The following is a 23,921-nucleotide window of genomic DNA, read 5'->3' as shown; positions in this document are numbered from 1 at the left end:
CGCACCCCCGGAACGCCGTGGACCCGCCGGACGTGATCGTCCGACGGGTCCACGATGTTCGGGAACGTGCTCGTAGGGGGTGCCTACCGGCGGACTGCCTACCGGCGGACGGCACCCACCACCCGGGGCCCGGGTCCGCCGGGGCCCCGCCCGCTCAGCCCCACCACTGCTCCGGCACGGCGGCCGCCTCCGGCGCACCGCCGGACCGCACCGCCTCCTCCCGCGCCCGGGGGCCGGCCGTCACCAGCAGCTCACCCGGCCCGGCCTCGGCCACCCGGTAGCCGGACTCCCGGAGCACTGCGGCGACCGCCCCGGTCATCGCCGTACGGATGCCCTCGCCGGGCGGCGGCGCGGCGTCGCCCGGCCCGCCGGCGCCGTCCCCGCCGGGCTCGGCGCCCTGCCCGGCGTCCTGGTCCGCGCCCGGCGACCAGCCGACCAGCACGCCCTGGGGCAGTTCCGCGATCCGCAGGCCCGAGGGCCCCGAGGGGCCCCGTTCGGTGTCGAACCCGGCACGGGCCAGGGCCGCTGTCACGTCCTCGTAGAGTTCCCGGTGATCCACCATTGGCGCAGCGTAGGCCGGGGACCGCACCCTCCCCGCGCACGGCGCGCGCCGAAACGGTTCGGCTCCCCGGCAACAGCACCCGAGCGCACCATTCCCGGGCCGAAAGCGGCCGGTCAGCGGCACGAACACCCCCGGACGGGCCGACACGAGCGGCCGTCCGGGCCGATGGACGTGCACAGTCGGCCCCCTGCCGACAGCATGACAGAGTAAGCGCTCCATCACTTTGAGCAACGGGGCCAGCGGGTCGGCGGATCCGCGCGCCGGCGACCCCGGCGGCCCCGTATCGAGAGGTCCCATGATCACATCACTCCGCCGGCCGGCAGCTCCGCAGGCGGGCTCCCCGGACGGTACGCAGCGGACGCCGGGGAGCCCGTCGTGAGAGCCCACCAGCAGTCGCGCCCGGGACCGGTCACCAGCACGCGCTCGGCGCCCGCGAACAAGGCCGAGGCCCTCGCCGACTGGGCCGACGGCCGGCTCGGCATCTACGCCCTGTCCAAGGCCAACCTGCGCAAGATCTTCCCGGACCACTGGTCCTTCATGCTCGGCGAGATCTGCCTGTACACCTTCATCATCATCATCCTGACCGGCGTCTGGCTGACGCTGTTCTTCCAGCCGTCGATGGCCGAGGTGACGTACGAGGGCTCGTACATCCCGCTCCGGGGCATCCGGATGTCCGAGGCGTACGCCTCGACGGTCGACATCAGCTTCGACATCCGCGGCGGTCTGCTGATCCGGCAGATCCACCACTGGGCGGCGATCGTGTTCGTCGCCGCGATGCTGGTGCACATGATGCGCGTCTTCTTCACCGGCGCGTTCCGCAAGCCGCGCGAGATCAACTGGATCTTCGGCGCACTGCTGCTGTTCCTCGGCATGTTCGACGGCTTCATGGGCTACTCGCTGCCCGACGACCTGCTCTCCGGCACCGGCATCCGGTTCATGGAGGGCGCGGTGCTGGCCGTCCCGCTGGTCGGCACGTACCTGCAGTTCTTCATCTACGGCGGCCAGTTCCCGGGCTTCGTGATCGTGCCCCGGCTGTTCACCGTGCACATCCTGCTGATCCCGGGGATCATGCTGGGCCTGCTGGTGGCCCATCTGATCCTGGTCTTCTACCACAAGCACACCCAGTTCTCCGGGCCCGGCCGCAAGGAGGAGAACGTCGTCGGCATGCCGCTGATGCCGGTCTACATGGCCAAGGCGGGCGGCTTCTTCTTCCTGGTGTTCGGCATCATCAGCGCGATGGCGGCGATCGCCACCGTCAACCCGATCTGGGCCTACGGCCCGTACCGGCCGGACCAGGTGTCCACGGACGCCCAGCCCGACTGGTACATGGGCTTCTCCGAGGGCCTGATCCGGATCATGCCGGGCTGGGAGATCGGCCTCTGGGGGCACACCCTCAACATGGGCGTCTTCGTGCCTCTGATGATCTTCCCACTGGTGCTCTTCGCCATCTGGACATACCCGTTCCTGGAGGCCTGGGTCACCGGCGACCGGCGCGAGCACCACATCGCGGACCGCCCGCGCAACGCGCCCGTGCGGACCGGCTTCGGCGCCGCCTGGGTCAGCCTCTACGTGATCCTGCTGATCGGTGGCGGCAACGACCTCATCGCCACCCACTTCCACCTGTCGATCAACGCCATCACCAACGCGGTCCGGATCGGCTTCTTCGTCCTCCCGGTGGTGGTCTTCGTGATCACCAAGCGCTGGTGCCTGGGCCTCCAGCGGCGCGACAAGGAAAAGGTGCTGCACGGCCGCGAGACCGGCGTCATCAACCGGCTGCAGCACGGCGAGTTCGTCGAGGTGCACGCCCCGCTCCCGCAGGGGCGGCTGTACACGCTCACCTCGCACGAGCAGCCGCAGCCGATGGAGCTGCCGGCCGAGGTGGACGAGAACGGCGTGGTCCGCCGGGCCGGCCTGCTCACCCGCACCCGGGCCCAGCTCTCGCGCGGCTTCTTCGGCCGGGGCAGCCAGATCGCCAAGCCGACCGCGCAGGAGCACGAGGAGATCACCAGCGGCCACGGCCACCACTGACCTCCCGCGCCCCGCACGACCGGGCCCGCCACGCCGTCCAGCGCGTGGCGGGCCCGTCGCGTGCGGCCACCCCGCGGGCTCCGGCGCGCGGCCGCCGCCCCGGTCAGGCCCGCAGCGCGACCGGCACCACCGCGAGCAGGGCCGCGGCGAGCGCCACCGAGAGGCAGACGGCCGCCCAGCGCGCGCAGATCCGCCGGCACTCGCCGCGGTAGCGCGCGGCCAGCTGGCGGCACCGCTCCACGGCCCGGTCGACGACGTCCTCGGCGTAGCGCAACCGGTCGGCCGCGTAGGCCCGTTCGAGGTCCTCCCGTTCGGCGGGCGACAGCCAGGGGAACCGGCCCGCGAACGCCTGGGCGTCCCGCTCGGCCGCCGCCACCTCGGCCTCCCAGGCCAGATAGCCCTCCAGCCGGGCGATCTCCACCCGTGCGTCCACCCGGGGCCGGGCCGGCCCGCCGCCCTTGCCCGGCCGAGGGGTCCGCGCTCTCGGCGGGCGCTCTCTGCCACCCATGACCGCTCCTTGTCCAGCACCCGGGCACCGCGGCGATCAGCACTGCGGCAGCGGCGCGCACCAGTCGATTGGGCCGGCCGAACGCTCCACCGGCCAGGACAGCAGCCGGCGGTCGATCGCACCGCAACCACGCAACTACTATCAGTGACCGACGGCGGCCCGCGGGACGACTCGCCGGATCCGGCCGCACCACGGGGCGCCCGCCCGGCCGCCCGCGCTGGGCCGATCGGTGCGACGGCGGCCCCCCGGAACGCCCGCACGACCGGAGCGGCGGCCCGCCCGGGCACACCCGCCCGCACCCCGAAAACCGGGTGGACACGCTCCGCACACAGGCATGTACGATCAGCGATCACGGCGGCGCTCTGCCCGACCGCCGGTCCGGCCTGCCCCGGCCCGCCGGGGTCCGAACCAGGAGGTCAGCCATGCCCGATGCCGGTCGGTTCAACGAGTTGGGCGAGCAGGGCTCGCAGGCGGTCATGGAGGCGGCCGCGGTGCTGGAGCGCGAGCTGTCCGCCGGGTTGACCGACGCCGAGGCCGCCGGCGACCGGCTGACCGGCGAACACCACGTCGACCAGGAGGAGTTCGACCGGCTGGGGCGCCGGGTCTCGGAGAACACCCACCAGCTGATCGAGGCCGTCAGCAGCCGTCTGCTCGGCAGCACCACCGGCGACGCCGCCGACCAGACCCAGCGCCTCGCCGCCAACGCGCACGACGTCCTCGACCTGCTGCTCAACCTCAGCTCGCTGGCGCCGGCGCTCGCCAACCGGACCATGGAGAGCAACTTCGGGCCCCGGCAGAGCCCGGCCGAGCGCCCCGGCGGGGCCGACGGCCGGCACGGGTGACGACCGCCGCCCGGCCGCTCGCCGGCGCCGCCTGCCGGTCGAGCCGGTACTCGCCCGGCAGGCGGCGGACGTGCTGGTGCCCCCTGCTCGTGGTGCAGTGGCCAATGGCGTACCTGCTGCGACCGGCCCGGGTCTGGGCGGCGCCGGCACCGATGGCGGCGCTGCTGTCGGTGGTCGCCGCGATCTCCACCATCAACCCGGGCACCTGAGCGTCAGGCGAAGGCCGAGGGCCGGCCGAGGGCGACCAGGCGGTGGTCCTTGGTCCCGACGTAGATCCGGCCCCTGTCGGTGGCCGGCACCGAGAACTTGCTGACCGTGCCGATCGGGAAGGAGCGGCGCAGCTTCAGCGTGCCGTCGACCGGCACGGGGTCGTAGGCGCGCAGTTCGCCGCCCTCGCCGTACTGGCCGGTGCCGGACCAGATCACCCAGACCAGGGCGGAGCCGGACCGGGTGCCGTCGGAGGTGACGACGGGTGAGCCGGACATCTTGAGGAAGTCCTCGGCGCTCGTGCCGGCGCTGGTCAGCCGCGGGTCGCCGGCCGCGGTGACGGAGTACTCGAGGGCGCGCAGCCTGCCGTAGTTCTCGACGGTGTAGACGTAGCCGCCGTCGCCGCCCCAGACCGCCGGGTGGCCCCAGACGCCGCCGTGCGGGCCGGTGATGCCGACGGCGCGGTCGGTGCCGCCGGGGCCCTGGCCCATGCCGCCGAGGTCGTCCCGGTCGAGCAGGAAGATCCGGCCGTCCTTGCCGACCTGGACCAGCAGGCGGGGGTGGGCGGGGGTGCCGAAGTGGGCGGCGGGCAGGGCGACCGGGCCGCCGGAGCCGAGGTCGGTGTCCCGCTTGTCGAGGGTCGCGTTGTTGCTGGGGCTGAAGAAGTCCCGCGGGGTGAAGCCGCCGTCGTCGTCGACGGCGAAGCGGATCACCGACTCGCCGAGGCCGCCGGGCGGACTGGAGCCGGGGCCCCGCGCGGGTGAGGCGCCGGCGCCCTGGCCGTTGGCGGTGGTGAGGATGATCCGGCCGGGTCCGTCCGAGACCGGCCCGCTGCCGGCCATCCAGATGGAGGCCCGCTGGGTGTCGGAGCCGGCCACCGTCGACCACAGGGTGAGCTTGCGGGTCCGGGTGTCGAGGCCGGCCAGGGTGCCGATGTAGTCGCCGATGCCGCAGAGCGAGCCGAAGCCGAGGTAGAGCCGCCCGTCGAGGAGCAGCAGTCCGGGTCGCTGGAGCGAGCGGTAGGCGTTGAACGGCTTGCCGGGCGCGTTCACCGGGTCCCCCTGGACGGTCACCGGCCAGCCGCTGCGCTCGGCACCGGTCTGCGCGTCCATGGCGTGCACGTAGTAGTGCGGGTGCCGGTCGTCCGGGCCGTCGTCGACCTTGCCGGTCAGGTAGACGGTGCCGGTGGCCGGGTCGTACACGGGGGTGGAGGTGGTGCCGACGTTGGGACCGGGGTCGGAGCAGCCGATCGCGGCGGAGCGCCAGGGGGCGCCCGTCGACCGGTGCCAGCGGACCCTCCCGGTGGCCGCGTCGACGCCGTAGACGTGGTTGGTCTCGGTGGCGACGACCACGGTCGGGCCGATGACCAGCGGCTGGGCGAACACCTGGCCGTCGAGCGGGGTGCTGAAGCGGATGCCGAAGTCGGAGGCGTCGACCTCGCCGGGGGCGAGCCCCGGTTCGGCCTGGTCCCAGGCGGTGCGTTCGGTGGTGACGGAGACGGTCGTGACGTCCGCGTGGGCGACCGCTGCCGGGGCGAGCAGGGCGATGCCGGTGAGCAGGGCGGCCGCCCGGGCGTACGGTCTGTTGGTTCGGTTCATGGCGCCCATGCTTCGGCGGTGGCGGCACGGCCACCAGCGGGCGTGGTCCAGTCGGCGCACCCGGAGCGGCTCGGCCGCCGCCGAAGGCGGTCATTCGCCCGCCGGCGGGGGCGCGGTGATCTATCGTCGTCGCTGCACGCGTCACGGGGCGCGCGACGACGGAGGGCGAGGCACGGTGCGGTTCGCAGTCATCGGCACAGGGACGGTCGGGCGGACGCTCGCGGACAGACTGGTGGCGCTCGGCCACGAGGTGACGCTGGGCTCCCGGAACAAGGACAACGAGACGGCCGTCGCCTGGGCGGAGCAGGCGGGGCCGAACGGGCGGCACGGGACCTTCGCCGACGCGGCGGGCTTCGGCGAGGTGGTGCTGAACGCCACCGGCGGGACGGTCGCGCTGGAGGCGCTCCGGGCAGCGGGCGCCGAGCGGCTGGCCGGGAAGCTGCTGGTGGACATCTCCAACCCGCTGGTCTTCTCCGCCGAGGGCGAGGTGACGCTGGATCCGGTGAACACCGACAGTGTGGGCGAGCGGATCCAGCGGGAGTTCCCGGAGGCCCGGGTGGTGAAGGCGCTCAACACCCTGACCGCCCCGCTGATGGTGGACCCGGGGCGGCTCCCGGGTGAGCACAACGTCTTCGTCGCCGGGAACGACGCGGGGGCGAAGGCCGAGACGGTCGCGCTGCTGGGCGAGTTCGGCTGGCCGGCGGAGTCGGTCGTCGACCTCGGGGACATCGCGGGCGCCCGGGCGATGGAGATGATGATGCCGTTCTGGCTCCGCCTGATGCGGGCCTACGGCACGGCCGAGTTCAACTACTCCATCAGGCGCGCCGGGTAGCGCGCCGGGAGGCCCGTGCCCCGTCCCCCCGGTCGCGGGGGGACGGGGCACGCCGCTACCGGGAGCCCGGTCCGGCTCCGGCGGGTACGCGCTTCTCGGGCGCGTCCTCGACCGGCTCCGGGGTGCCCCGGGCCGGCCGGGGAATCCGTACCCCGGCCGGGGCGACGGCGCCCGGGCCGGCCGGGGCAGCGGTACCGGCCACGCGGGCCGCCTCGGTGAGCGCCAGCAGGCGGTCCGCCTCGGCCTGGATGGCGTCCTTGTCACCGATCTCGGCGTCCGGCAGGGCGTCCGGCAGCAGGTCCTCGATCAGCCGCAGCGGCCGGTAGGCGAGGCCGAGCAGGCCCCAGACCGCCAGGACGGCGCCGACCACGACGAGCAGCAGGCCCGCGCCGCGCCCCGGGCCGGTGCCGAGCACCAGGCCGACGGAGTCGGCGAGCGCGCCGCCCGGCCGCATCAGCGGCTCGAAGACGTGGTCGGAGAGCGGCCCCGCGGTGAGGAAGCCGAGCGGCATCATCGACATCGCGAGCATCTGGTTGGTGGCCAGCACCCGGCCCTGGAGCTCCATCCCGACCTTGGTCTGGATCAGCGCCATCCAGTGCGAGTTGAGGATCATCAACGCCGCCCAGAGGCCGAAGAGCCCGCAGGCGGTGATGGCCGCCTGCGGCCGGCAGCCGGTGACGACGGCGGCCACGCCGACCAGCGAGGTGAAGCCGATCATGCCGACCGCGCGCCGCCTGGTGCCGCCCCACAGGGCCATCACCAGCGCGCCCGTCAGCGCGCCGACGCCGCCGACGGCGGTGATCACGCCCAGCTGCACGGCCGAGCCGCCGGCCAGCACCATCGGGGTGACCAGCACCGTCGCGACGGCGAACAGGTAGTTGAAGACCACGAAGAAGACCACCATCGCCACCAGGCTGTGCCGGCGCACGATGTAGCGCCAGCCGGTGACCACCTCGCGCAGCAGCGGCTCCTCCTGCCGGTCGAACAGCGCGTCCGGGAAGCGGACCAGCAGCAGGCAGGTGACCCCGGTCAGGAAGGTCGCCATGTCGAAGAGCACCACACCGTGCAGGCCGATCAGCGAGACCAGCACGCCACCGGCCAGGACGGCCATCATGTCGCCCGCACCGGTGCCGAGTTGGGCGAGGCCGTTGGCCTGTCCGAGGTAGCGCTTGGGCACCAGCTGGGTGATCGCGGCCAGATAGGCCGGGCGTTGGAAGGCCGAGCAGACCGCCCCGACGCAGGCCACCAGATAGATGTGCCAGACCTCCAGGAGGTCGGCCCAGAGCAGGAGACCGAGCGAGAGCATCGCGGCCGCGGCCACCGTGTCCGTGACGATCATGATCTTGCGGCGGTCGATCCGGTCGGCCAGCGCGCCCGCGATCGGCAGCAGCAGCACGGCGGGCAGCACCGCCACCACCGAGATCATCGCGAAGTCGAAGGCCGAGCCGGTCTGCTGGTAGACCCAGACGCCGAGGGCGAAGGTGGAGAGGCTGGTGCCGATCATCGAGACGAACTGGCCGATCGCCACCTTGGCGAAGGTGCCGAGCTCGGCCCGGGCCGCCGGCCGCTTGGCCGCGACCTGCTCGGCCACCGCCCCGGTGGCGGTGAACTCGGTCAGCACCCGGGCGAGTTCGTCGGCCTGGTGCTTGAGGAAGTAGTGCCCGGCCCGTGGGATGACGGCCAGGTCGACAGCCTCGCCGAAGTGCTCCCACTCGGCGTACCGCTCCTCGTACAGCTGGGTGGCGCGGTCCTTCTCGCCCACCACGCAGAGGATCGGCGCCGCGATCCGGGCCGGGCGGGCGTCCCCGTACGCCTGGGTGTAGAAGTCCTCCGCCTGCCGGACATCGTGGCGCAACGCCCGTACCAGGAAGTCCTGTTCCTCCTGGTCGTAGACGTCGGTGAAGCCGCCCATGGCGCGCAGGTAGTCGAGGTAGGAGCGGTTGGAGAGCATCCGGTCGCCGGGCAACCGCTTGGCCATCCACTCGGCGAACCGGCCGGGCAGCCGGGCCGCCGGGAAGGTCCCGCCGAGGGCGACGCCGCGCAGGTCGACGCCGGCCGCCTCCAGCCGGGAGCCGAGCGCGGTGGCGAGCGCACCGCCGAGGCAATGGCCGTAGAGCAGCACCGGGCCCTCGATCCGCTCGGTGATCTGCTCGACCAGGTGGTCCGCCAGGGCGCCGAGTTCGACGAGCTCGTCGTCGGGCCTGCTCGGATCGTGCCCGGGCAGCTCGACGGCGTACAGCCGGTGGCCGGCCGGCAGCGCGTCCGCGAGCGGCTGGAAGGTGATCGGACTGCCGCCGCCGTACGGCACGCAGACCACGCTCACCTCGGCGGGCGCCGTGCCGCGGGTCAGCCGGTGCAGCAGGGTGCGCGGTCCCTCGTCCCCGGTGCCGGCGGCCCGGGCGTCGAGCAGCGCGGCGAGTTCGCGGACGGTGGGGTGCTGGAACAGGTCGATCACCGAGAGGCCCCGGCCGATCAGGCGGACGGCGTGCACCGCGGAGAAGGAGTCGCCGCCGAGCGCGAAGAAGTCGTCCGCCGGGCCGGGTTCGTCGACGGCCAGCACGGTGCGGTAGGCGGCGGCCACCTCGTGCTCGGTGGCGGAGGACAACGCGCCCCCGCCCTCGGCCGGGCGGGCGGCGGCCGGCTCGGGCAGCGCGGCCCGGTCGACCTTGCCGTTGGCGTTCAGCGGCAGGGCGTCCAGCACGACCAGGGCGGCGGGCACCATGTAGTCCGGCAGCCGGGTGCGCAGCGCCGCGCGCAGGGCGGCCGGGTCGGGGGCGGCCGCCGGGTGGGCGGGCACCAGGTAGCCGACGAGGGTGCGGGCGGCGCCCTCGCCGCGCGCCACGACCACGGCCTCGCGCACCTCGGGGCGGCCGGTGAGTTCGGCCTCCACCTCGCCGATCTCGACCCGGAAGCCGCGGATCTTCACCTGGTGGTCGATCCGGCCGAGGAACTCGACGGCGCCGTCCTCCCGGCGGCGGACCAGGTCTCCGGTGCGGTAGCTCCGGCGGCCGTCGACCCGGACGAACCGCTCGGCGGTGAGGTCGTCCCGGCCGAGGTAGCCGCGGGCCACGCCGGCGCCGGAGACGTACAGCTCGCCGGGGACGCCGATCGGCACCGGGCGCCGCCGGGCGTCCAGGACGTGGGCGCCGACGTTGCCGAACGGCAGGCCGAGCGGCGCGGTGGCGGCGTCCCCGAGGTCGGCCGGGACGGCGGCGCCGAGCATCGACACCGTGGTCTCGGTCGGGCCGTAGTGGTTGTGCAGCAGCAGGTCCGGGCGGGCGGCCCGGATCCGGGCCACCAGGTCGGGCCGCAGGGCCTCGCCGGCGCAGATCAGCAGCCGGCCGGGGAGGATCCCGGCGAGCCCGGCGCCGTGGGCCGCGAGGCCCTCCAGGTGGCTGGGGACGAGCTTCATCGCGTCGATCCGGTGGACGGCCGTGTAGGCCGCGAAGGCGTCCGGATCGGTGGCCTGGTCACGGGTGAGAAGGTGCAGGCAGCCGCCGCCGGTGAGCGCGCCGAACACGTTGGTGGTGCCGAGGTCGGCGGCGAAGGTGGAGACCAGGGCCCAGTCCCAGCCCCGCTGGTCGCCGCCGATCCGCTCGCGCAGCCCGTGCAGGTAGTTGCGGACGTTGCGGTGCTCGACGGCGACGCCCTTGGGCGCCCCGGTGGAGCCGGAGGTGAAGATCAGATAGCAGAGGTTCTCCGGGCCGGCCCCGGCCTCGGGGGCCGGGCACGGCGCCACCGGGGCGTCCAGCGGCTCCGGGACGACGACCGGGGTGCCGGCCACCCGGCCGGCCAGGTCGTCGGTGGTGACCACGGCGGCGGCCCCGGCGGCCGCCAGCAGCGCCCGGATCCGCTCGTCCGGGTAGACCGGGTCGAGCGGCAGGTAGGCGCCGCCGGCCTTGAGAATGCCGAGCATGCCGACGACCAGCGCGGCCGAGCGCTCGACCAGCAGCCCGACCGGACGGTCCGGACCGACCCCGAGCGCGCGCAGCCGGTGGGCCAACGCGTTGGCGCGGTTGTCCAGTTCGGCGTAGTCGAGGACGCCGTCGGCGCCCCGGACGGCGGGCGCGCCGGGGGTGCGGCGGGCCTGCTCCTCGACCAGGCCGTGCAGGGTGGCTCCGAGGTCCCAGTCGCGCGGGGCTCCGTCCCACTCGGCCAGCCGGCGCTGCTCGGAGGGGGTGAGCAGCGGCAGCTCGGCGAGCGGCCGGTCGGGGGCCTCGGCCATCGCGTCGAGCACGGTGCTGAGATGGCCGAAGACCCGTCGTACGGTCGGCTCGTCGTACAGCTCGGCGCGCCAGACCAGGTCGGCGCAGAGCTCTCCGCCGTGGTCGACGACGGCGGCCGAGAGGTCGAACTTCGCGGTGTCGGTGCCGATCGGCCGCCAGTCGGCCCGCAGCCCGGGCAGGTCGAGGTCCGCCCGGTCCTGGTTGTGGACGTTGAGCATGACCTGGAAGAGCGGGGTGTGGGCGAGTTCGCGTTCCAGGCCGAGGGAGTCGACCAGCCGCTCGAACGGCAGGTCCTGGTGGCCGAAGGCGCCCAGGGTGCCTTCGCGGACCCGCGCCAGCAACTGCCGGACGCTCGGGTCGCCGGAGAGGTCGGTGCGCATCGCCAGGGTGTTGACGAAGCAGCCGACCAGCGGCTCCGTCTCGCTGCGGGTGCGCCCGGCGACCGGCGTGCCGACCACGACGTCCTGCGCGCCGGTGTAGCGGGACAGCACGGTCTGCAGGGCGGCGAGCAGCACCATGTAGACGGTGCCACCGGTCTGCTCGGCGAGCGCCCGGATGCGGCGGGTGCGCTCGGCGCCGAACTCGACGGTGATCCGCCGGCCGTCGGTGCCGGCCACCGCGGGACGCGGGCGGTCGGTGGGCACGGTGACGGTGGCGGTGGCGCCGCGCAGGCGCTCCTGCCACCAGGCCTGCTGGCGGGCCAGCTCGTCGGCCAGCTCGGTCTGCTGCCAGTACGCCACGTCGGCGTACTGGAGGGGCAGCGGCTCGAAGGCCGGTGCGCGGCCCTCCCGGCGGGCGCCGTAGGCGGTGGCGAGGTCGGCGAAGAACACGCCGATCGACCAGCCGTCGGCGGCGATGTGGTGCAGCACCAGGCTCAGCACCGCGCCCTCGGCGGTGCGCAGCAGGGTGGCCCGGACCGGCAGGTCCGCCGCGAGGTCGAACGGGCGGCGGGCGTCCTCCTCCAGCCGGGCGTCCACCTCGTCGGCGGGGAGGTCGGCGGTGGCGAGGATCAGCGGGGCGGCGGTCAGCGGCCGCGGCCGGACCTCGCCGTCGACGGTCGGGTAGACGGTGCGCAGCACCTCGTGCCGGTCGAGGACGTCGGTGAGCGCGGCGGCCAGTGCGGCGGTGTCCGGCTCGCCGGTGAGGTGGAGGGCGAGCGGGATGTGGTAGGCCGCGCTGTCCGGCTCGTACTGGGCGAGGAACCACATCCGGCGCTGGGCCGAGGAGAGCGGGGCCGGGGTGCCCTCGGGGCGGGGCGCGATGCCCCGGCGGGCGGGCTCGGCGGTGCCGGCGTCCCGGGCGGCCTTCGCGGCCTTGGCCGCGGCGAGCCGACGGCGGAGCAGCTCCTGGCGTCTCGCCTCCCGGTCCGGCCGGTCGCCGGTGGTGTGCTGGTCGCTCATACCGTCTCCCCCGTCAGTGCGCCGATGCCGTCCTCGGCGCCCAAGCCGTCCATGCCGTCCATGCCGTCGATCTCGTCGAGCAGTCGCTCCTCTATGCGGCGGGCCATCGCGGCCAGGGTGCGGGACTCGAAGACGCTGCGCAGCGGCAGGTCGATCTCGAAGGTGTCGCGGACCCGGGCGGCCATGCGGGTGGCGAGCAGCGAGTGGCCGCCGAGCGAGAAGAAGTCGTCGTGCCGGGAGACCCGCTCGACGCCGAGGACCTCCTGCCAGAGGTCGGCCAGCAGTTCCTCGCAGTCGCCCTCCGGCGGGGCACCGGCACCGCCGGAGGGCGGCACCGGCAGCGCGGCCCGGTCGATCTTGCCGCTGGGGGTCAGCGGCAGCCGGTCGAGCAGGACGAGCGCGGCGGGCACCATGTAGTCGGGCAGCCGGGCGCCGAGCGCGGTGCGCAGCGCGTCCTCCCCGACGGTGCCGTCGGTGACGGCGTACCCGGCGAGGACGGGACCGGCCGGGCCGTCGGCCAGCCGGGCGGCGCCGGCGGTGACACCGGGGACGGCGGTCAGCGCGGCCTCGATCTCGCCGAGTTCGATCCGGAAGCCGCGCAGCTTGACCTGGGCGTCGGTGCGGCCGTGGTACTCCAGCCGGCCGTCCGCCCGGCGGCAGGCGAGGTCGCCGGTGCGGTACATCGGCGCGCCCCCGGGGCGGCCGGGCTCGGGGACGAACCGCTCGGCGGTGAGGTCCGGGCGGCCGTGGTAGCCGAGCGCGACACCGTCGCCGGCGATGCAGAGCTCGCCGATGCCGTTGACCGGGACGGGCCGCCCGGCCGTGTCGAGCAGGTGCAGCCGGGTGTTGGCGACGGGCGCGCCGAGCGCCACCACTCCTCCGTGGGCGACGAGTTCGGGCGTGACCCGCTGGATGGTGGACCAGACGGTGGTCTCGGTGGGGCCGTAGAGGTTCCAGAGCGCGCCGGTGCGCTTCAGCAGGGCCTCGGCGAGGTCTGCGGTGAGCGCCTCGCCGCCGCAGAGCGCGGTCAGCCCGGGTCTGCCCGGCCAGTCGGCCTCCAGCAGCAGCCGCCAGGTGGCCGGGGTCGCCTGGAGGTGGGTGACCGCGCGCCGCTCCAGCCAGTCGGCCAGCGCACGGCCGTCGGTGGCGGTGGCGCGGTCGGCGATCTCCACCCGGGCGCCGGTGACCAGGGGCAGCCACAGCTCCAGGCCGGCGATGTCGAAGGTCACGGTGGTGACGGCGGCCATCACGTCGCTCGCGGTGAGGCCGGGTTCGCGGCCCATCGAGGTGAGGAAGTTGACGATCGCGCGGTGCGGGACGGCCACGCCCTTGGGCGTGCCGGTGGAGCCGGAGGTGTAGAGCAGGTAGGCGCGGTCCTCCGGCCCGACCGGGACGGCCGGCAGCTCCGGTGCGGCGGCCGCCTGCGGGCCGTCGACCAGGACGACGGTCCGCCCGTCGAGCAGCGCGTCCCCGGCGGTGGACCGTTCGGCGACCAGCAGGGTGACACCGGCGTCGTCGAGCACCGCCCGGTTGCGGGCGAGCGGCTGGTCGATGTCGAGCGGCAGGTAGGCGGCGCCGCTGCGCAGCACGCCGAGCAGGGCGGCGGGCAGCAGCCGGCCGCGCCGGACGGCGACCGCCACCAGGGTGCCGGGGCCGGCCTCGTGCCCGGCCAGCAGATGGGCCAGCCGGCCCGCGGTGGCGTCGAGTCCGGCGTAGTCGAGGACGCCGTCGTCGGCGGAGACGGCCACCGCCTCCGGGGTGCGGGCGGCCTGGGCGGCGACCAGCTCGTGCAGACGGAGGTCGGGCAGCGCCGCCGCCGGGCCCTCGGCGGGCTCCACGGCGTCCGGCCCGGTGGCCGGGAGCATCGCCAGCTCGCCGAGCGGGCGGTCCGGTTCGGCGACGGCGGCGGCCAGCAGGGCCACCAGGTGGTCCAGCGCGGCCCGGACGGACCGCTCGTCGTAGCGCGAGGTGCGGTACTCGGCGGAGAGCAGCGGGCCCTCGGCCGGGAACTCCAGGAACAGCGACAGGTCGGTCTTGGCCGTGCCGTTGCACACCTCGGCGACGAACTGCAGGCTGAGGCCGGGGAGTTCGAGGCCGGCCACCGGGTGGTTCTGGACCGCGAGCAGGACCTGGGCGATCGGGGAGGCGGTCAGCCCGGCGGAGCCGCCGACCCGGCGGACGTGCTCCAGGAACGGGTAGCCGCTGTGCTCGGCGGCCTCCAGCACCACCGGACGCACGCGCGCGACCAGTTGGCGGAAGGTGTCGGTGCCGGCCGCGTCGAAGCGGAGCGCGACGGTGTTGATCAGCGAGCCGAGCACCTGCTCCAGCTCGGGCACCGGACGGACCGCGAACGGGCTGAGCACCGCGAGGTCCGTGCGGCCGCTGTAGCGGTGCAGCACGCCGCCGAGCGCGGCCAGCACGGCCATGTAGAGGCTGGCGCCCTCCTGCGCGGCCCAGCGCTCGGTGGCCCGGATCAGCTCGGTGTCGAGCCGGCGGGCGATCCGGCGGCCGGCGGTGTCGTACGGGTTGGGGTGCGGGCGGTCGCCGGGCAGGTGCTGGTCGGCGTCGAGGCCGAACAGCCCGTCGCCCCAGCGCAGCGCACCGTCGCGGGCGGCCGCGTGGGCGCGCTCCTCCCAGCGGGCGATGTCGGAGAACTGCAGCTGAGGCTCGGCGAGTTCCCCGCCCTGGTAGGCGCGGCCGAGTTCGGCCAGCAGCAGCCCGGCGGCCCAGCCGTCCATCGCGGCGTGGTGGACGGTGATCAGCAGCTCGTGCCGGTCGGTCCCGGTGCGCAGGGCGAGGGCGCGCAGCAGCTGCCCCCCGGCGAGGTCCAGCGCCCGGGCGGCCTCGGCGCGCAGCGCGGCGTCCAGCTCCTCCTCACCGGCGCCGGCGAGGTCGAGCAGCGGCACGTCGACGGGGTACGGCGGGCGGATCTCCGCGGTCACCTCGCCGTCGCGGTCGGCGAACGCGGTGCGCAGCACCTCGTGCCGGCGGACCACCTCGCTCAGCGCCCGGCCGAGGGCGGACCGGTCCAGGGTGCCGACGGCGCGGAAGCGCAGCGGCACGTTGTAGAGCGGACTGCCGGGCTCCAGCGACTCGTGCAGCCAGAGCTCGCGCTGGAAGCCGGTGGGGCGGGCGGGCAGCGCGGCCTCCCGCACGGGCGGGGCGACGGACGGACGGCCGCCGCCCCCCTTGGCGACCCGGACGGCGAGCGCGGCGACGGTCGGCGCGGCGAAGAACTCGGCCAGCGGGACGCGGGTGCCGTAGGCGCGCTCGATCCGGGCGAGCAGTCCGGCGGCGAGCAGCGAGTGCCCGCCGAGGTCGAGGAAGACGTCGTGCACGCCGACCCGCGGGACGCCGAGCAGTTGCTGCCAGAGCTCGGCGATCCCGGTCTCGACCGGGGTGCGGGGCGCGACGAACAGCTCCTGGTCGCCCCGGCTCCGGGCGACCGGCGGGAGCGCCCTGCGGTCGGTCTTGCCGTTGGGGGTCAGCGGCAGCCGCGCCAGCACGCCGACGGCCAGCGGCACCATGTAGCCGGGCAGCGCCGCGGCGCAGTGCGCGCGCAGCTCGGCCGCGGTGGGGTCGGCGACGCCGGGCCCGGGCTGGACGAAGGCGGCGAGGTAGTCGCCGGCCTCGTCCCGCTGGACCACGGCGGCGGCGGCCTCGACGGCGGGGTGGGTCGCGAGCACCGCCTCGATCTCGCCCAGCTCGACGCGGAAGCCGCGTACCTTCACCTGGTGGTCGACCCGGCCGTGGTACTCCAGCTCCCCGCCCGGCAGGCGGCGCACCAGGTCCCCGGTGCGGTAGCAGCGCTCGCCGTCGACGGTGACGAAGCGCTCCTCGGTGAGGTCCGGGCGGCCGTGGTAGCCGCGGGCGAGGCCCTCGCCGGAGAGGTAAAGCTCACCGATGCCGCCGTCCGGTACGGCGCTCCGCCGTTCGTCGAGCACGTGGCCGGTGGTGCCGGGCAGCGGGCGGCCGATCAGCGGCTCCTCACTGCCGCCCCGGTCGACCAGCGACCAGGTGGAGTAGACGGTGTCCTCGGTGGGCCCGTAGAGGTTGTAGACCCGCTCGACCCGCGGTTCGCCGTAGACCTGGTCGGCCAGCCGGCGCGGCAGCGCCTCGCCCGCCAGGTTGACCACGCGGACGCCGCCCGGCAGGCCCCTGCCGCCGGGAAGGGCGCCACCGCGCAGCAGCGCCGCCATGGCGCTCGGCACGGTGTTGACCAGGGTCACCTCGTCGCGGGCCGGCAGCTCGGGCAGGGCGAGGACGTTCTCCGCCACCACGACCGTGCCGCCGACGGCGAGCGGGAAGAACAGCTCGTAGACCGAGATGTCGAAGCAGACCGAGGTGCCGAACAGCACCCCCGCGACATCGGCCGGCCCGTAGGTCCGGGCGGCCCAGCGGAGCATCGCGTTGACGCCCCGCTGGGTGACCGCGACGCCCTTGGGCCGGCCGGTGGAGCCGGAGGTGTAGAGGACGTAGGCGAGGGAGTCGGCGCCGCCGCCCGGGGCGAGCGGTGCGCGGGGGCTCTCGGCGTCGGTGTACAGCAGGGTCGCGCCGACGCCGGCCAGCAGGTGCTCGTGGGCGCGGTCGGTGAGGACCACGGGCGCCTGCGCGTCGCCGATCACCAGCTCCAGCCGGTCCCGCGGGTAGGCCGGGTCGAGCGGCACGTAGGCGCCGCCGGCCCGCAGGACCGCCAGCAGGGCGATCACGAGGTCCGCCGTGCGCGGCAGGCAGACCGCCACCAGGGTTTCGGCGCGTACTCCTGCGGCGGCCAGGCGGCCGGCCATCGCGTCGACGGCGGCGGCCAGCTCGCGGTAGGTCAGCCGCCGGTCGCCGTCGATCACCGCCGTCGCCCCGGGTGTCCGGCCGACCTGTGCGTCGACCAGATCGGCCAGCGAGGCCGTCGGGTCCGGTGGAGCCAGTGGAGGAAGTCCCGTCGAACTCATCAACTCTCCTGAGGGATGGCCCTGCGCCGACTTGTGGTCGGCTGGAAATGGGCGGTGTGCCCTGGGAGATGGTGGGGTAACGGTCTCCGGATGACCAGCACATCTCCATCACTCGTTCGATATGCCGGAAAGATCACCTGCCCATCACCACGGAGCGGTACGAGTACGTGACGGTTCGTCGACGATTCCTACCGGCTGCCGAAGCCCGTGACATCCGCGCGCGGTGCCGATACGGTCTCCCCAGTAGCCGACGGAGCATCAGCTCCGGGGCGGCAAAGGGCCTTCGACCTCGGATGTCTTGACCTGAACCCGTCATTTCGGTGCCTGAAGCAGCGTCAGCCGACCGCCCCCGAAGGCTCACGACCCCCTCGTCGGCGCCCGCCGTACGCGGCCGGCCGCACCACCGCCGCGCGACCGCGCGATCCGGCCCGCCTTCACGCGGTACGCACATGTCCGCAGCGGGTCCGCCCCTTCGCCCGGATTCCGGCGGATCGGGGCGGCCCGGCCCCGTCCAGACACCCGGCCCGGCACCCGACCGGCACCCACCCCTTCACCCGGCCCGGCGCCCGGGTGCAGGGCCGGGGCGGCGGCGGCCCCGCGAGGGGTGAGAATGGACGCCATGTCCCGACGCCGCTCCGCGCCCCGCGCCGCCACCCCCGCACCCCGTCTGCTGCCCTCCTCGCCCTGCCCCTGCGGCCTGTCCGCCGCGTACGGCGACTGCTGCGGCCGCTACCACCGGGGCCTGGCCGCCGCGCCGACCGCCGAGGCGCTGATGCGCTCGCGCTTCAGCGCCTTCGCCGCCCACGACGAGGCGTACCTGCTCCGCTCCTGGCACCCCGACACCCGGCCGGACGCGATCGACGTCGATCCCACGCTGCGCTGGACCGGGCTGGAGGTGCTCTCCACCACCGACGGCGGCCGCTTCCACGCCGAGGGCACCGTCGCCTTCCGCGCCCACTACACCGAGGGCCGCGACCAGGGGATCCTGACCGAGCACAGCCGCTTCGTCCGGTACGAGGGCGCCTGGGTGTACCTGGACGCCCTCTCGGTGGACTGACCGGCCCCCGGACCGGGCCGGGCCGGGCCGGGGGCCGCCGTCGGCTCCCCGGCGGCGGCTACAGGTAGTCGTCCAGCCGGGCGAGGGCGAAGCCCTGCGCGGTGACGTCGTTCACGACCTTGCGGAGCAGGTCGGGCATGGTGCCCGGCCACAGGTCGGTGCCCCGGAAGTGGGTGAGGATGATGTCTCCCGCGTGCAGCCGCTGGTCGTCGTAGCGGTACTCCATGTGGTCGGGGAAGGCCTCCTCGTTCCAGAGCGGCACCGCCTCGATGCCGCAGGAGGCGGCGGCCCGCAGGGTGTCGTCGTTGTACTCGCCGTACGGAGGCCGGAACAGCCGGGGCCGGGTGCCGATCTGCCCCTCCAACTGGTCCTGCTGGCGGCAGATCTCGTCCCGCTGCACGTCGTAGCCGAGTACCTTGAGGTTGCGGTGGTTGATGGTGTGGTTGTTCACCGCGTCGCCCTGGGCGGCGAGGTCGCGGAAGTAGCCGTAGTCGGCGCGCGCGAGGTAGTCGGCGACGAAGGTGCTGAGCGGGATTCCGAGCTCCGCCGCCATCCGGGAGAACTCCGGGTCCTTCTCCGCGCCGTCGTCGACGGTCAGGAAGACGATCTTCTCGTCGGTCGGGACGCGGTACACCACCGGCGGCCGCCCGTCCTGGAGCCGCACCCCCTGCACCGGCTTCAGCTCCGGCTTGGACACCGGTGGCCGGGGCGCCCGCAGCGGCAGCCGGTCCACCCCCCAGCGCCGCGCGGTCTCCAGCGCCTCGCGGACGGCCGTCTCCCGGCGCGCCACCGCCTCGCCGCTGGTCTCCTCCTCCGCCCGGGCCAGGCCGGGCAGCGCCAGCGGCACGGCCGGCGGCCGGGGTCCGCCCCGCTCGGCGGTGGAGGTGGCGGCCGGGTCGGCCGGGGCGGGGGCGGCGCTCAGACCGGCCCGCGAGGACGGCGCCTGGTGTCCGGTCGGCACGGCGCAGCCGGCGGTCACCGCCGCCAGGCAGACCGCCGCCACGAGGCCGGTTCCGGCTCGGCGACTCCCCCTCAACCCTCCATTAATACGATGATCTGATGGTGTGTCCATGGAGCACTGCTCCCCCGCCACGCCCACCGGCCAATCCCACCGTCACCCACCCGGCGCAACACCGGTCCGCGCAGGTCACCGGGCCGTCCAGCCCGGATAACCGTTCGCGCCGGGCACCGTGCGACGCCGATAATCCGGCGCATGACCACCACCACCCCGCGCACGAACGACCGCTGGGCCATCGAACGGGCCGATGTGAACTCCGAGGAGGCGCAGGAACTGCTGCGCGCGTACTACATCGACGTCGCCAACCGGTACTACCGGCTGCACCTGGGCCGGGACGGCACGCCCGAGGAGATCGAGACCGGCCTGGCCGACTCCCCCAGCGACGACCTCGCGGAGCCGACCGGCCTCTTCCTGCTCGGCCGCCTCGGCGGGGCCGCGCAGGCCTGCGCCGGCCTGCGGGTGCTCGACGACCGCACGGTGGAGCTGACCAGGGTCTTCGTCCGGCACGCGGCCCGCGGCACCGGCGGCGGCGGGCTCCTGCTCGCCGCCGTGGACGAGGGCGCCCGAGCGCTCGGCGCCGAGCGCGTCGTGCTCGACACCCGGCTCGACCTCGTCGAGGCCCGGGCGCTCTACACCCGGCACGGGTACCGCGAGATCCCGGCGTACACCAGCGGGGCGTACGCCGAGGTCTGGTACGGCAAGGACCTCACCGAGCAGCAGGGGTAAGGCGGTTGACGCCGGTCGCGCCCCACCGGACCGACCGGCGGGGCCGGGGCTGCAGGGAGCAGCACGCGCGGCGGCCCCGAAGTCCAGCCCGGGCGGCGCATCCGCACCGGAGATTCGTCGCGCCCCGCGGCTCGCGCGGGGCGACGGCTCGCGGCGAGGGGGCTCGGCGGGGCGGTTTCCCGTCCCCAGCTCCCGCCCCCGCCCAGGAGTCGCGTGGCGGGCGGGGGTGAGAGCATGAAGAACGGCCGCCGGACCTGGCCAGGTACTCCGACGGCCGTGGCCCCGTCCGTCAGGGGGCGGAGCACTTCGAACGCTATGACAGTCCGCAGCCACTCGGCTACCGCGGTGGGCCGTCCGGGGGATGCCGCGTGTCGCGCGGCCTCCCGGACCGTCCGACCGATCCGCTACGATCCGCTACGATCCGTGCTCGAAAGGTCGCCCTGCGGCACCGGCGGACCTCGCCGCCGTACTCCGGGACACGACACGAAAGCGGTGATCACCCTGGCCAGGCCGCGCTCCAGCCTCGTCATCGCCCTGGCACTCGCGACGGCGGTGCTCGGCGCCGCGGTGCCGCCCGGCGCGGCCGCGGCGGACGCTCCGGTCGCCGGCGTCGGTGACCCGGTCTTCCCCCAGCTCGGGAACGCCGGCTACGACGTGCAGGGCTACGACCTCGACCTCCGCTACCGCCCCGACAGCCGCACCGTCGACGGCACCGCCGTGGTGACGGCGCGGGCGCTCACCGCCCTGCCCAGCCTGGAGCTGGACGCGCTCGGCCTGGACGTGCACGCCGTCCGGGTCGACGGCCGGCCGGCCGCGTTCCGCGCGCACGACGAGAAGCTGACCGTCGTCCCGGCCCGTCCGGTGCGCCGCGACGCCACGCTCCGGGTGACGGTCGACTACTCGGCCGACCCCGCCGCGAAGCTGCCGCACACCGGCTGGGTCCCCACCCCCGACGGCTTCGCGGTGGCCGGTCAGCCGGACGGCGCGCACACCGTGTTCCCGTGCAACGACCACCCGAGCGACAAGGCCCGCTTCACCGTCGCCGTCACCGCGCCGGACGCCCTGTACGGGGTGGCCAACGGCCGGCTCACGACGACCGAGCGGCGCGACGGCGGGCAGACCACCCGCCGGTACGTCTCGCGCGAGCCGATGGCCACCGAGCTGGTGCAGGTGTCGGTCGGCGACTACACGGTGCGCGAGCGCACCGGCCCGGGCGGGCTGCCGCTGCGGGACGTCGTCCCGACCGCGCGCGCCGCCGATCTGGAGCCCGCCCTCGCGCTCACCCCGGGCCAGCTGGCCTGGGCCGAGCAGCACCTCGGGGCCTTCCCGTTCGAGACGTACGGGCTGCTGCCCGCCAACACCGACGACCCGGCGGCCTTCGGCTTCACCGGGCTGGAGACGCAGACCCTCACCCTCTACAAGCCGAACTTCCTGCGCCAGCCCGAGCCCCTGATCGGCTCGCACATGATGCACGAGCTGGTGCACTCGTGGTTCGGCGACAGCGTCTCGCCGCGCACCTGGGCGGACCTCTGGCTGAACGAGGGCCACGCCGACTTCTACGGCCTGATGTACCGCTACGAGCGCGGCTGGCCGGACTCGGGCGGCTTCGCCACCCTCACCGACCGGATGCGCGACGTGTACGCCAAGGGCGACCAGTGGCGCCGCGACTCCGGGCCGGTCGCCTCGCCGACCGCCGCCGACCTCTTCGACAGCCAGCGGTACACCGGCGGGGCCCTGGTGCTGTTCGCCCTGCGCGAGCGGGTCGGGGCGGCCGCCTTCGACCGGATCGAGCGGACGTTCCTCCGCCGGCACCGGGACGGCACGGCCACCACCGCGGACTACATCCGGACCGCCTCGGAGGTGTCCGGCCAGGACCTCACCGCCTTCCTCACCGAGTGGCTCTACGGCGACCGGACCCCGGCCATGCCGGGCCACCCGGACTGGACCGTCACGCCGGTCACGCCGACCGACCGCGCGGCCGACCGGTCCGCCCCGGCGCCGCGCGGCAGCGGGACGCTCTGAGCCGGCTCCCCTCCGGGGTGCCGGCCCCACCCGGTGCGGCGGGCCCCTCCCCGCCCCCGGCCGGCCACCGTCGCCACGGCCCCGCCGTACGCCGGAGCGCGCCGGTCCGGTGCGCTCGGGCGCCCATCGCGCGCCCTGTACGACGGGGGTCCGCGGGCGCATCGTGGTCACACGGCCCGCCCGCCGCCCGGCCGAGTTCCGGCCGGCTCGCGGGCCGTCCAAGGTCCGCGCGCCGGCCGGCCCCGCCGGCCCGCTCCGGACGATGCCGAGGCCCCGCCCGTGACGCCCGGCGGGGGCCGCGGCGCCGGTCCGCGACGCACTGCTGGAAAATGTGCCCTTCCGGCAGGCAACCCGTTCGACCTCCCATCGCGTTCAGCAGCCGTGAGTAGGACGACGACGGCACGGCCACAACGGCCGGCGATGACGGCGGAAACGACGGGAGCACCATGGCGGGGGCGGCACGATGAGGGATGCGACACCGGACTTCGAGGAGTTCGTCGCCGCCCGCAGCCCGCGCCTGCTGCGGATGGCCTGGCTGCTGACCGGCGATCCGCACCTCGCCGAGGACCTGCTGCAGACGGCGCTCGCCAAGGTCTGGCCCCGGTGGGAGAAGATCGCGATCGACCGGCCGGAGGCGTACGTCCGGCGGGTGCTGGTGAACTCGCACGTCTCCTGGTGGCGGCGCCGTTGGCACGGGGAACTGCCGCACGGCGAACTGCCGGAGCAGCCCGTGACCTCGGACCCGTTCGAGGAGCTGGTGGTCGGCGAGGTGGTGGCCGCCGCCGTCCGGGCACTCCCGCCGCGGCAGCGCGCGGTGGTCGTGCTGCGGTACTTCGAGGACCTGAGCGTCGAGGAGACCGCCGAGGCACTCGGCTGTACCACGGGCACGGTCAAGAGCCAGACGCACCGGGCGCTGCAGGCCCTGCGCGGCAAGATGCCCACCCGGGAGCTGCTGCTGGAGGGGGGACGCCGTGACCTGGTCTGACCCCGACCGCCCCGACCGCCGGCCCGGACACCCCGGATTCGGCGACCCCGTGCTCGGCGCCCCCGACGGGCTCTCGATGGCAGACGCCGAGGTGGAGGACGAGCTGCGCGTGCTGCTGCAGCGGGCCGCCCCGCACCTGCCCGCGCCCGCCGACCGGATGGACCGGATCCGCGAACTCGCCGCCCGCAACCGCCGCCGGCGCCGGGCGGCCGGGCTCGGGGCCGGGCTGACCGGGGGCCTGCTCGCCGCCGCGCTGGCCGCCGCCCCGGCCATCGCCCCCGCGCCGACGCACACCGCCCTGCGCCCCTCGGCGGGCGGACCGGCCGCCGACGCACCCGGGAACGGGGCCCCGTCGCCGAGCCTGCCACCGGAGGGCGCGAGCCCGGCGCCGAGCGTCGCCCCGAGCTCCCTGCCCGTCGCCGAGGACGACTGGCAGGCCGTCCGGTACCCGGAACTCAACAGCGTGATCATCCGGGTGCCGCCGGGCTGGTCCACCCTGGTCGTGCGCTCCCCCGACGCGCTGCGCGCGACCGGGTACACGGCCAGCCAACCGCTGGCGGGCGGGCCCGAGTGCGCACCCGAGCCGGGCTACTGCACGCCCCTCACCGCCCTGGCGACCGACGGCGCCCTCGTCAGCATGACCCTGCTCAGGGACCCGGCCTACCTCGGGAAGATCGCGGGGACGGGGACCACGATGGCCGTGCAGGACTCCACGATCGACAAGGAGTGCAGCCTCCGCGGCGGCACCAGCCAGCTCACCGGGTACCGGGCGATCGCCCTGGGCGACGCGGTGGCGGTGGTCGAGCTGACCGCCTGCCTGAACCGCGCGTCCACCCGGACCCTGGGCCTGGTCCAGAAGATCGTCGACTCCGTCCGGATCACCGGCGGCGCCTCGGGGGTCGCCGACGGCAGCCTGGTCGACTGAACCCGCCCGGCCCCGCTCCGCCCACCCCGCATCCCGAAG

General features: G+C 75.2%; 14 protein-coding genes. 8 read left to right on the top strand and 6 right to left on the bottom strand.

Translation table 11 applies throughout. The features are described 5' to 3' along the window. Positions 1 to 154 precede the first annotated feature (154 nt). Positions 155 to 562, bottom strand: a complete 408-nt coding sequence (locus ABZ495_RS09905; RefSeq protein ID WP_359835152.1) for a hypothetical protein — start codon at positions 560 to 562, stop codon at positions 155 to 157. 375 nt (positions 563 to 937) lie between these two features. On the opposite strand from ABZ495_RS09905, the gene ABZ495_RS09900 reads away from it, so the two are divergent. Then, a complete protein-coding gene (locus ABZ495_RS09900; RefSeq protein WP_329485946.1) occupies positions 938 to 2,590 on the top strand; it encodes a cytochrome bc complex cytochrome b subunit in 1,653 nt (550 codons plus the stop codon). 103 nt (positions 2,591 to 2,693) lie between these two features. Here ABZ495_RS09900 and ABZ495_RS09895 read toward each other — a convergent pair whose 3' ends face one another. Beyond that, positions 2,694 to 3,098, bottom strand: a complete 405-nt coding sequence (locus ABZ495_RS09895; RefSeq protein ID WP_359804477.1) for a cytochrome C oxidase subunit I — start codon at positions 3,096 to 3,098, stop codon at positions 2,694 to 2,696. Positions 3,099 to 3,520: 422 nt separating this feature from the next. On the opposite strand from ABZ495_RS09895, the gene ABZ495_RS09890 reads away from it, so the two are divergent. Then, positions 3,521 to 3,940, top strand: coding sequence for a hypothetical protein (locus ABZ495_RS09890; RefSeq protein WP_359835151.1), 420 nt, complete (start codon positions 3,521 to 3,523; stop codon positions 3,938 to 3,940). Between the two features lie 212 nt (positions 3,941 to 4,152). On the opposite strand, the gene ABZ495_RS09885 is transcribed toward ABZ495_RS09890, so the two are convergent. Then, on the bottom strand, positions 4,153 to 5,745 hold the full coding sequence (locus ABZ495_RS09885) for a PQQ-binding-like beta-propeller repeat protein (RefSeq protein ID WP_359835149.1): 1,593 nt from the start codon (positions 5,743 to 5,745) through the stop codon (positions 4,153 to 4,155). 175 nt (positions 5,746 to 5,920) lie between these two features. On the opposite strand from ABZ495_RS09885, the gene ABZ495_RS09880 reads away from it, so the two are divergent. Next, positions 5,921 to 6,577, top strand: coding sequence for an NAD(P)-binding domain-containing protein (locus ABZ495_RS09880; RefSeq protein ID WP_359835147.1), 657 nt, complete (start codon positions 5,921 to 5,923; stop codon positions 6,575 to 6,577). 55 nt (positions 6,578 to 6,632) lie between these two features. Here ABZ495_RS09880 and ABZ495_RS09875 read toward each other — a convergent pair whose 3' ends face one another. Together ABZ495_RS09875 and ABZ495_RS09870 are read right to left on the bottom strand one after the other, a co-directional pair. Further along, the gene (locus ABZ495_RS09875; RefSeq protein WP_359835146.1) at positions 6,633 to 12,203 is read right to left on the bottom strand and encodes an amino acid adenylation domain-containing protein; all 5,571 of its coding nucleotides are present in this window, start codon (positions 12,201 to 12,203) and stop codon (positions 6,633 to 6,635) included. Further along, positions 12,200 to 17,149, bottom strand: a complete 4,950-nt coding sequence (locus ABZ495_RS09870; protein WP_359835144.1) for an amino acid adenylation domain-containing protein — start codon at positions 17,147 to 17,149, stop codon at positions 12,200 to 12,202. The genes ABZ495_RS09875 and ABZ495_RS09870 overlap by 4 nt, the downstream gene beginning before the upstream one ends. Before the next feature lie 619 nt (positions 17,150 to 17,768). Between ABZ495_RS09870 and ABZ495_RS09865 the strand changes: the two genes are divergently transcribed. Beyond that, entirely contained in the window at positions 17,769 to 18,206 is a 438-nt protein-coding gene (locus ABZ495_RS09865) for a YchJ family metal-binding protein (protein WP_359835142.1), read from the top strand. A 58-nt stretch (positions 18,207 to 18,264) separates the two neighbouring features. Here the strand turns inward: ABZ495_RS09865 and ABZ495_RS09860 are convergent, their stop codons facing one another. Continuing rightward, positions 18,265 to 19,209: a polysaccharide deacetylase family protein gene (locus ABZ495_RS09860; RefSeq protein WP_359835140.1), complete on the bottom strand. Its 945-nt coding sequence runs from the start codon at positions 19,207 to 19,209 to the stop codon at positions 18,265 to 18,267. Between the two features lie 210 nt (positions 19,210 to 19,419). On the opposite strand from ABZ495_RS09860, the gene ABZ495_RS09855 reads away from it, so the two are divergent. The 4 genes from ABZ495_RS09855 to ABZ495_RS09840 all read left to right on the top strand — a co-directional run bounded on the left by ABZ495_RS09855 (position 19,420) and on the right by ABZ495_RS09840 (position 23,882). Beyond that, positions 19,420 to 19,950 carry a GNAT family N-acetyltransferase gene (locus ABZ495_RS09855; protein WP_359835138.1) on the top strand — a complete coding sequence of 177 codons (531 nt, stop codon included), beginning with the start codon at positions 19,420 to 19,422 and terminating at the stop codon, positions 19,948 to 19,950. A 552-nt stretch (positions 19,951 to 20,502) separates the two neighbouring features. Next, positions 20,503 to 21,972: a M1 family metallopeptidase gene (locus ABZ495_RS09850; protein WP_359835306.1), complete on the top strand. Its 1,470-nt coding sequence runs from the start codon at positions 20,503 to 20,505 to the stop codon at positions 21,970 to 21,972. Between the two features lie 463 nt (positions 21,973 to 22,435). Next, positions 22,436 to 22,957, top strand: a complete 522-nt coding sequence (locus ABZ495_RS09845) for a SigE family RNA polymerase sigma factor (RefSeq protein WP_329485957.1) — start codon at positions 22,436 to 22,438, stop codon at positions 22,955 to 22,957. Further along, positions 22,944 to 23,882, top strand: a complete 939-nt coding sequence (locus ABZ495_RS09840) for a hypothetical protein (RefSeq protein ID WP_359835136.1) — start codon at positions 22,944 to 22,946, stop codon at positions 23,880 to 23,882. Before ABZ495_RS09845 ends, ABZ495_RS09840 begins: the two co-directional genes overlap by 14 nt. Positions 23,883 to 23,921 lie beyond the last annotated feature (39 nt).

It is taken from the genome of Kitasatospora sp. NPDC005748 (assembly GCF_040630735.1).
Classification (GTDB): Bacteria; Actinomycetota; Actinomycetes; order Streptomycetales; family Streptomycetaceae; genus Kitasatospora.
Note: the sequence above shows the minus strand (reverse complement) of the source record. Positions and strands in the feature narration are given on the sequence as shown.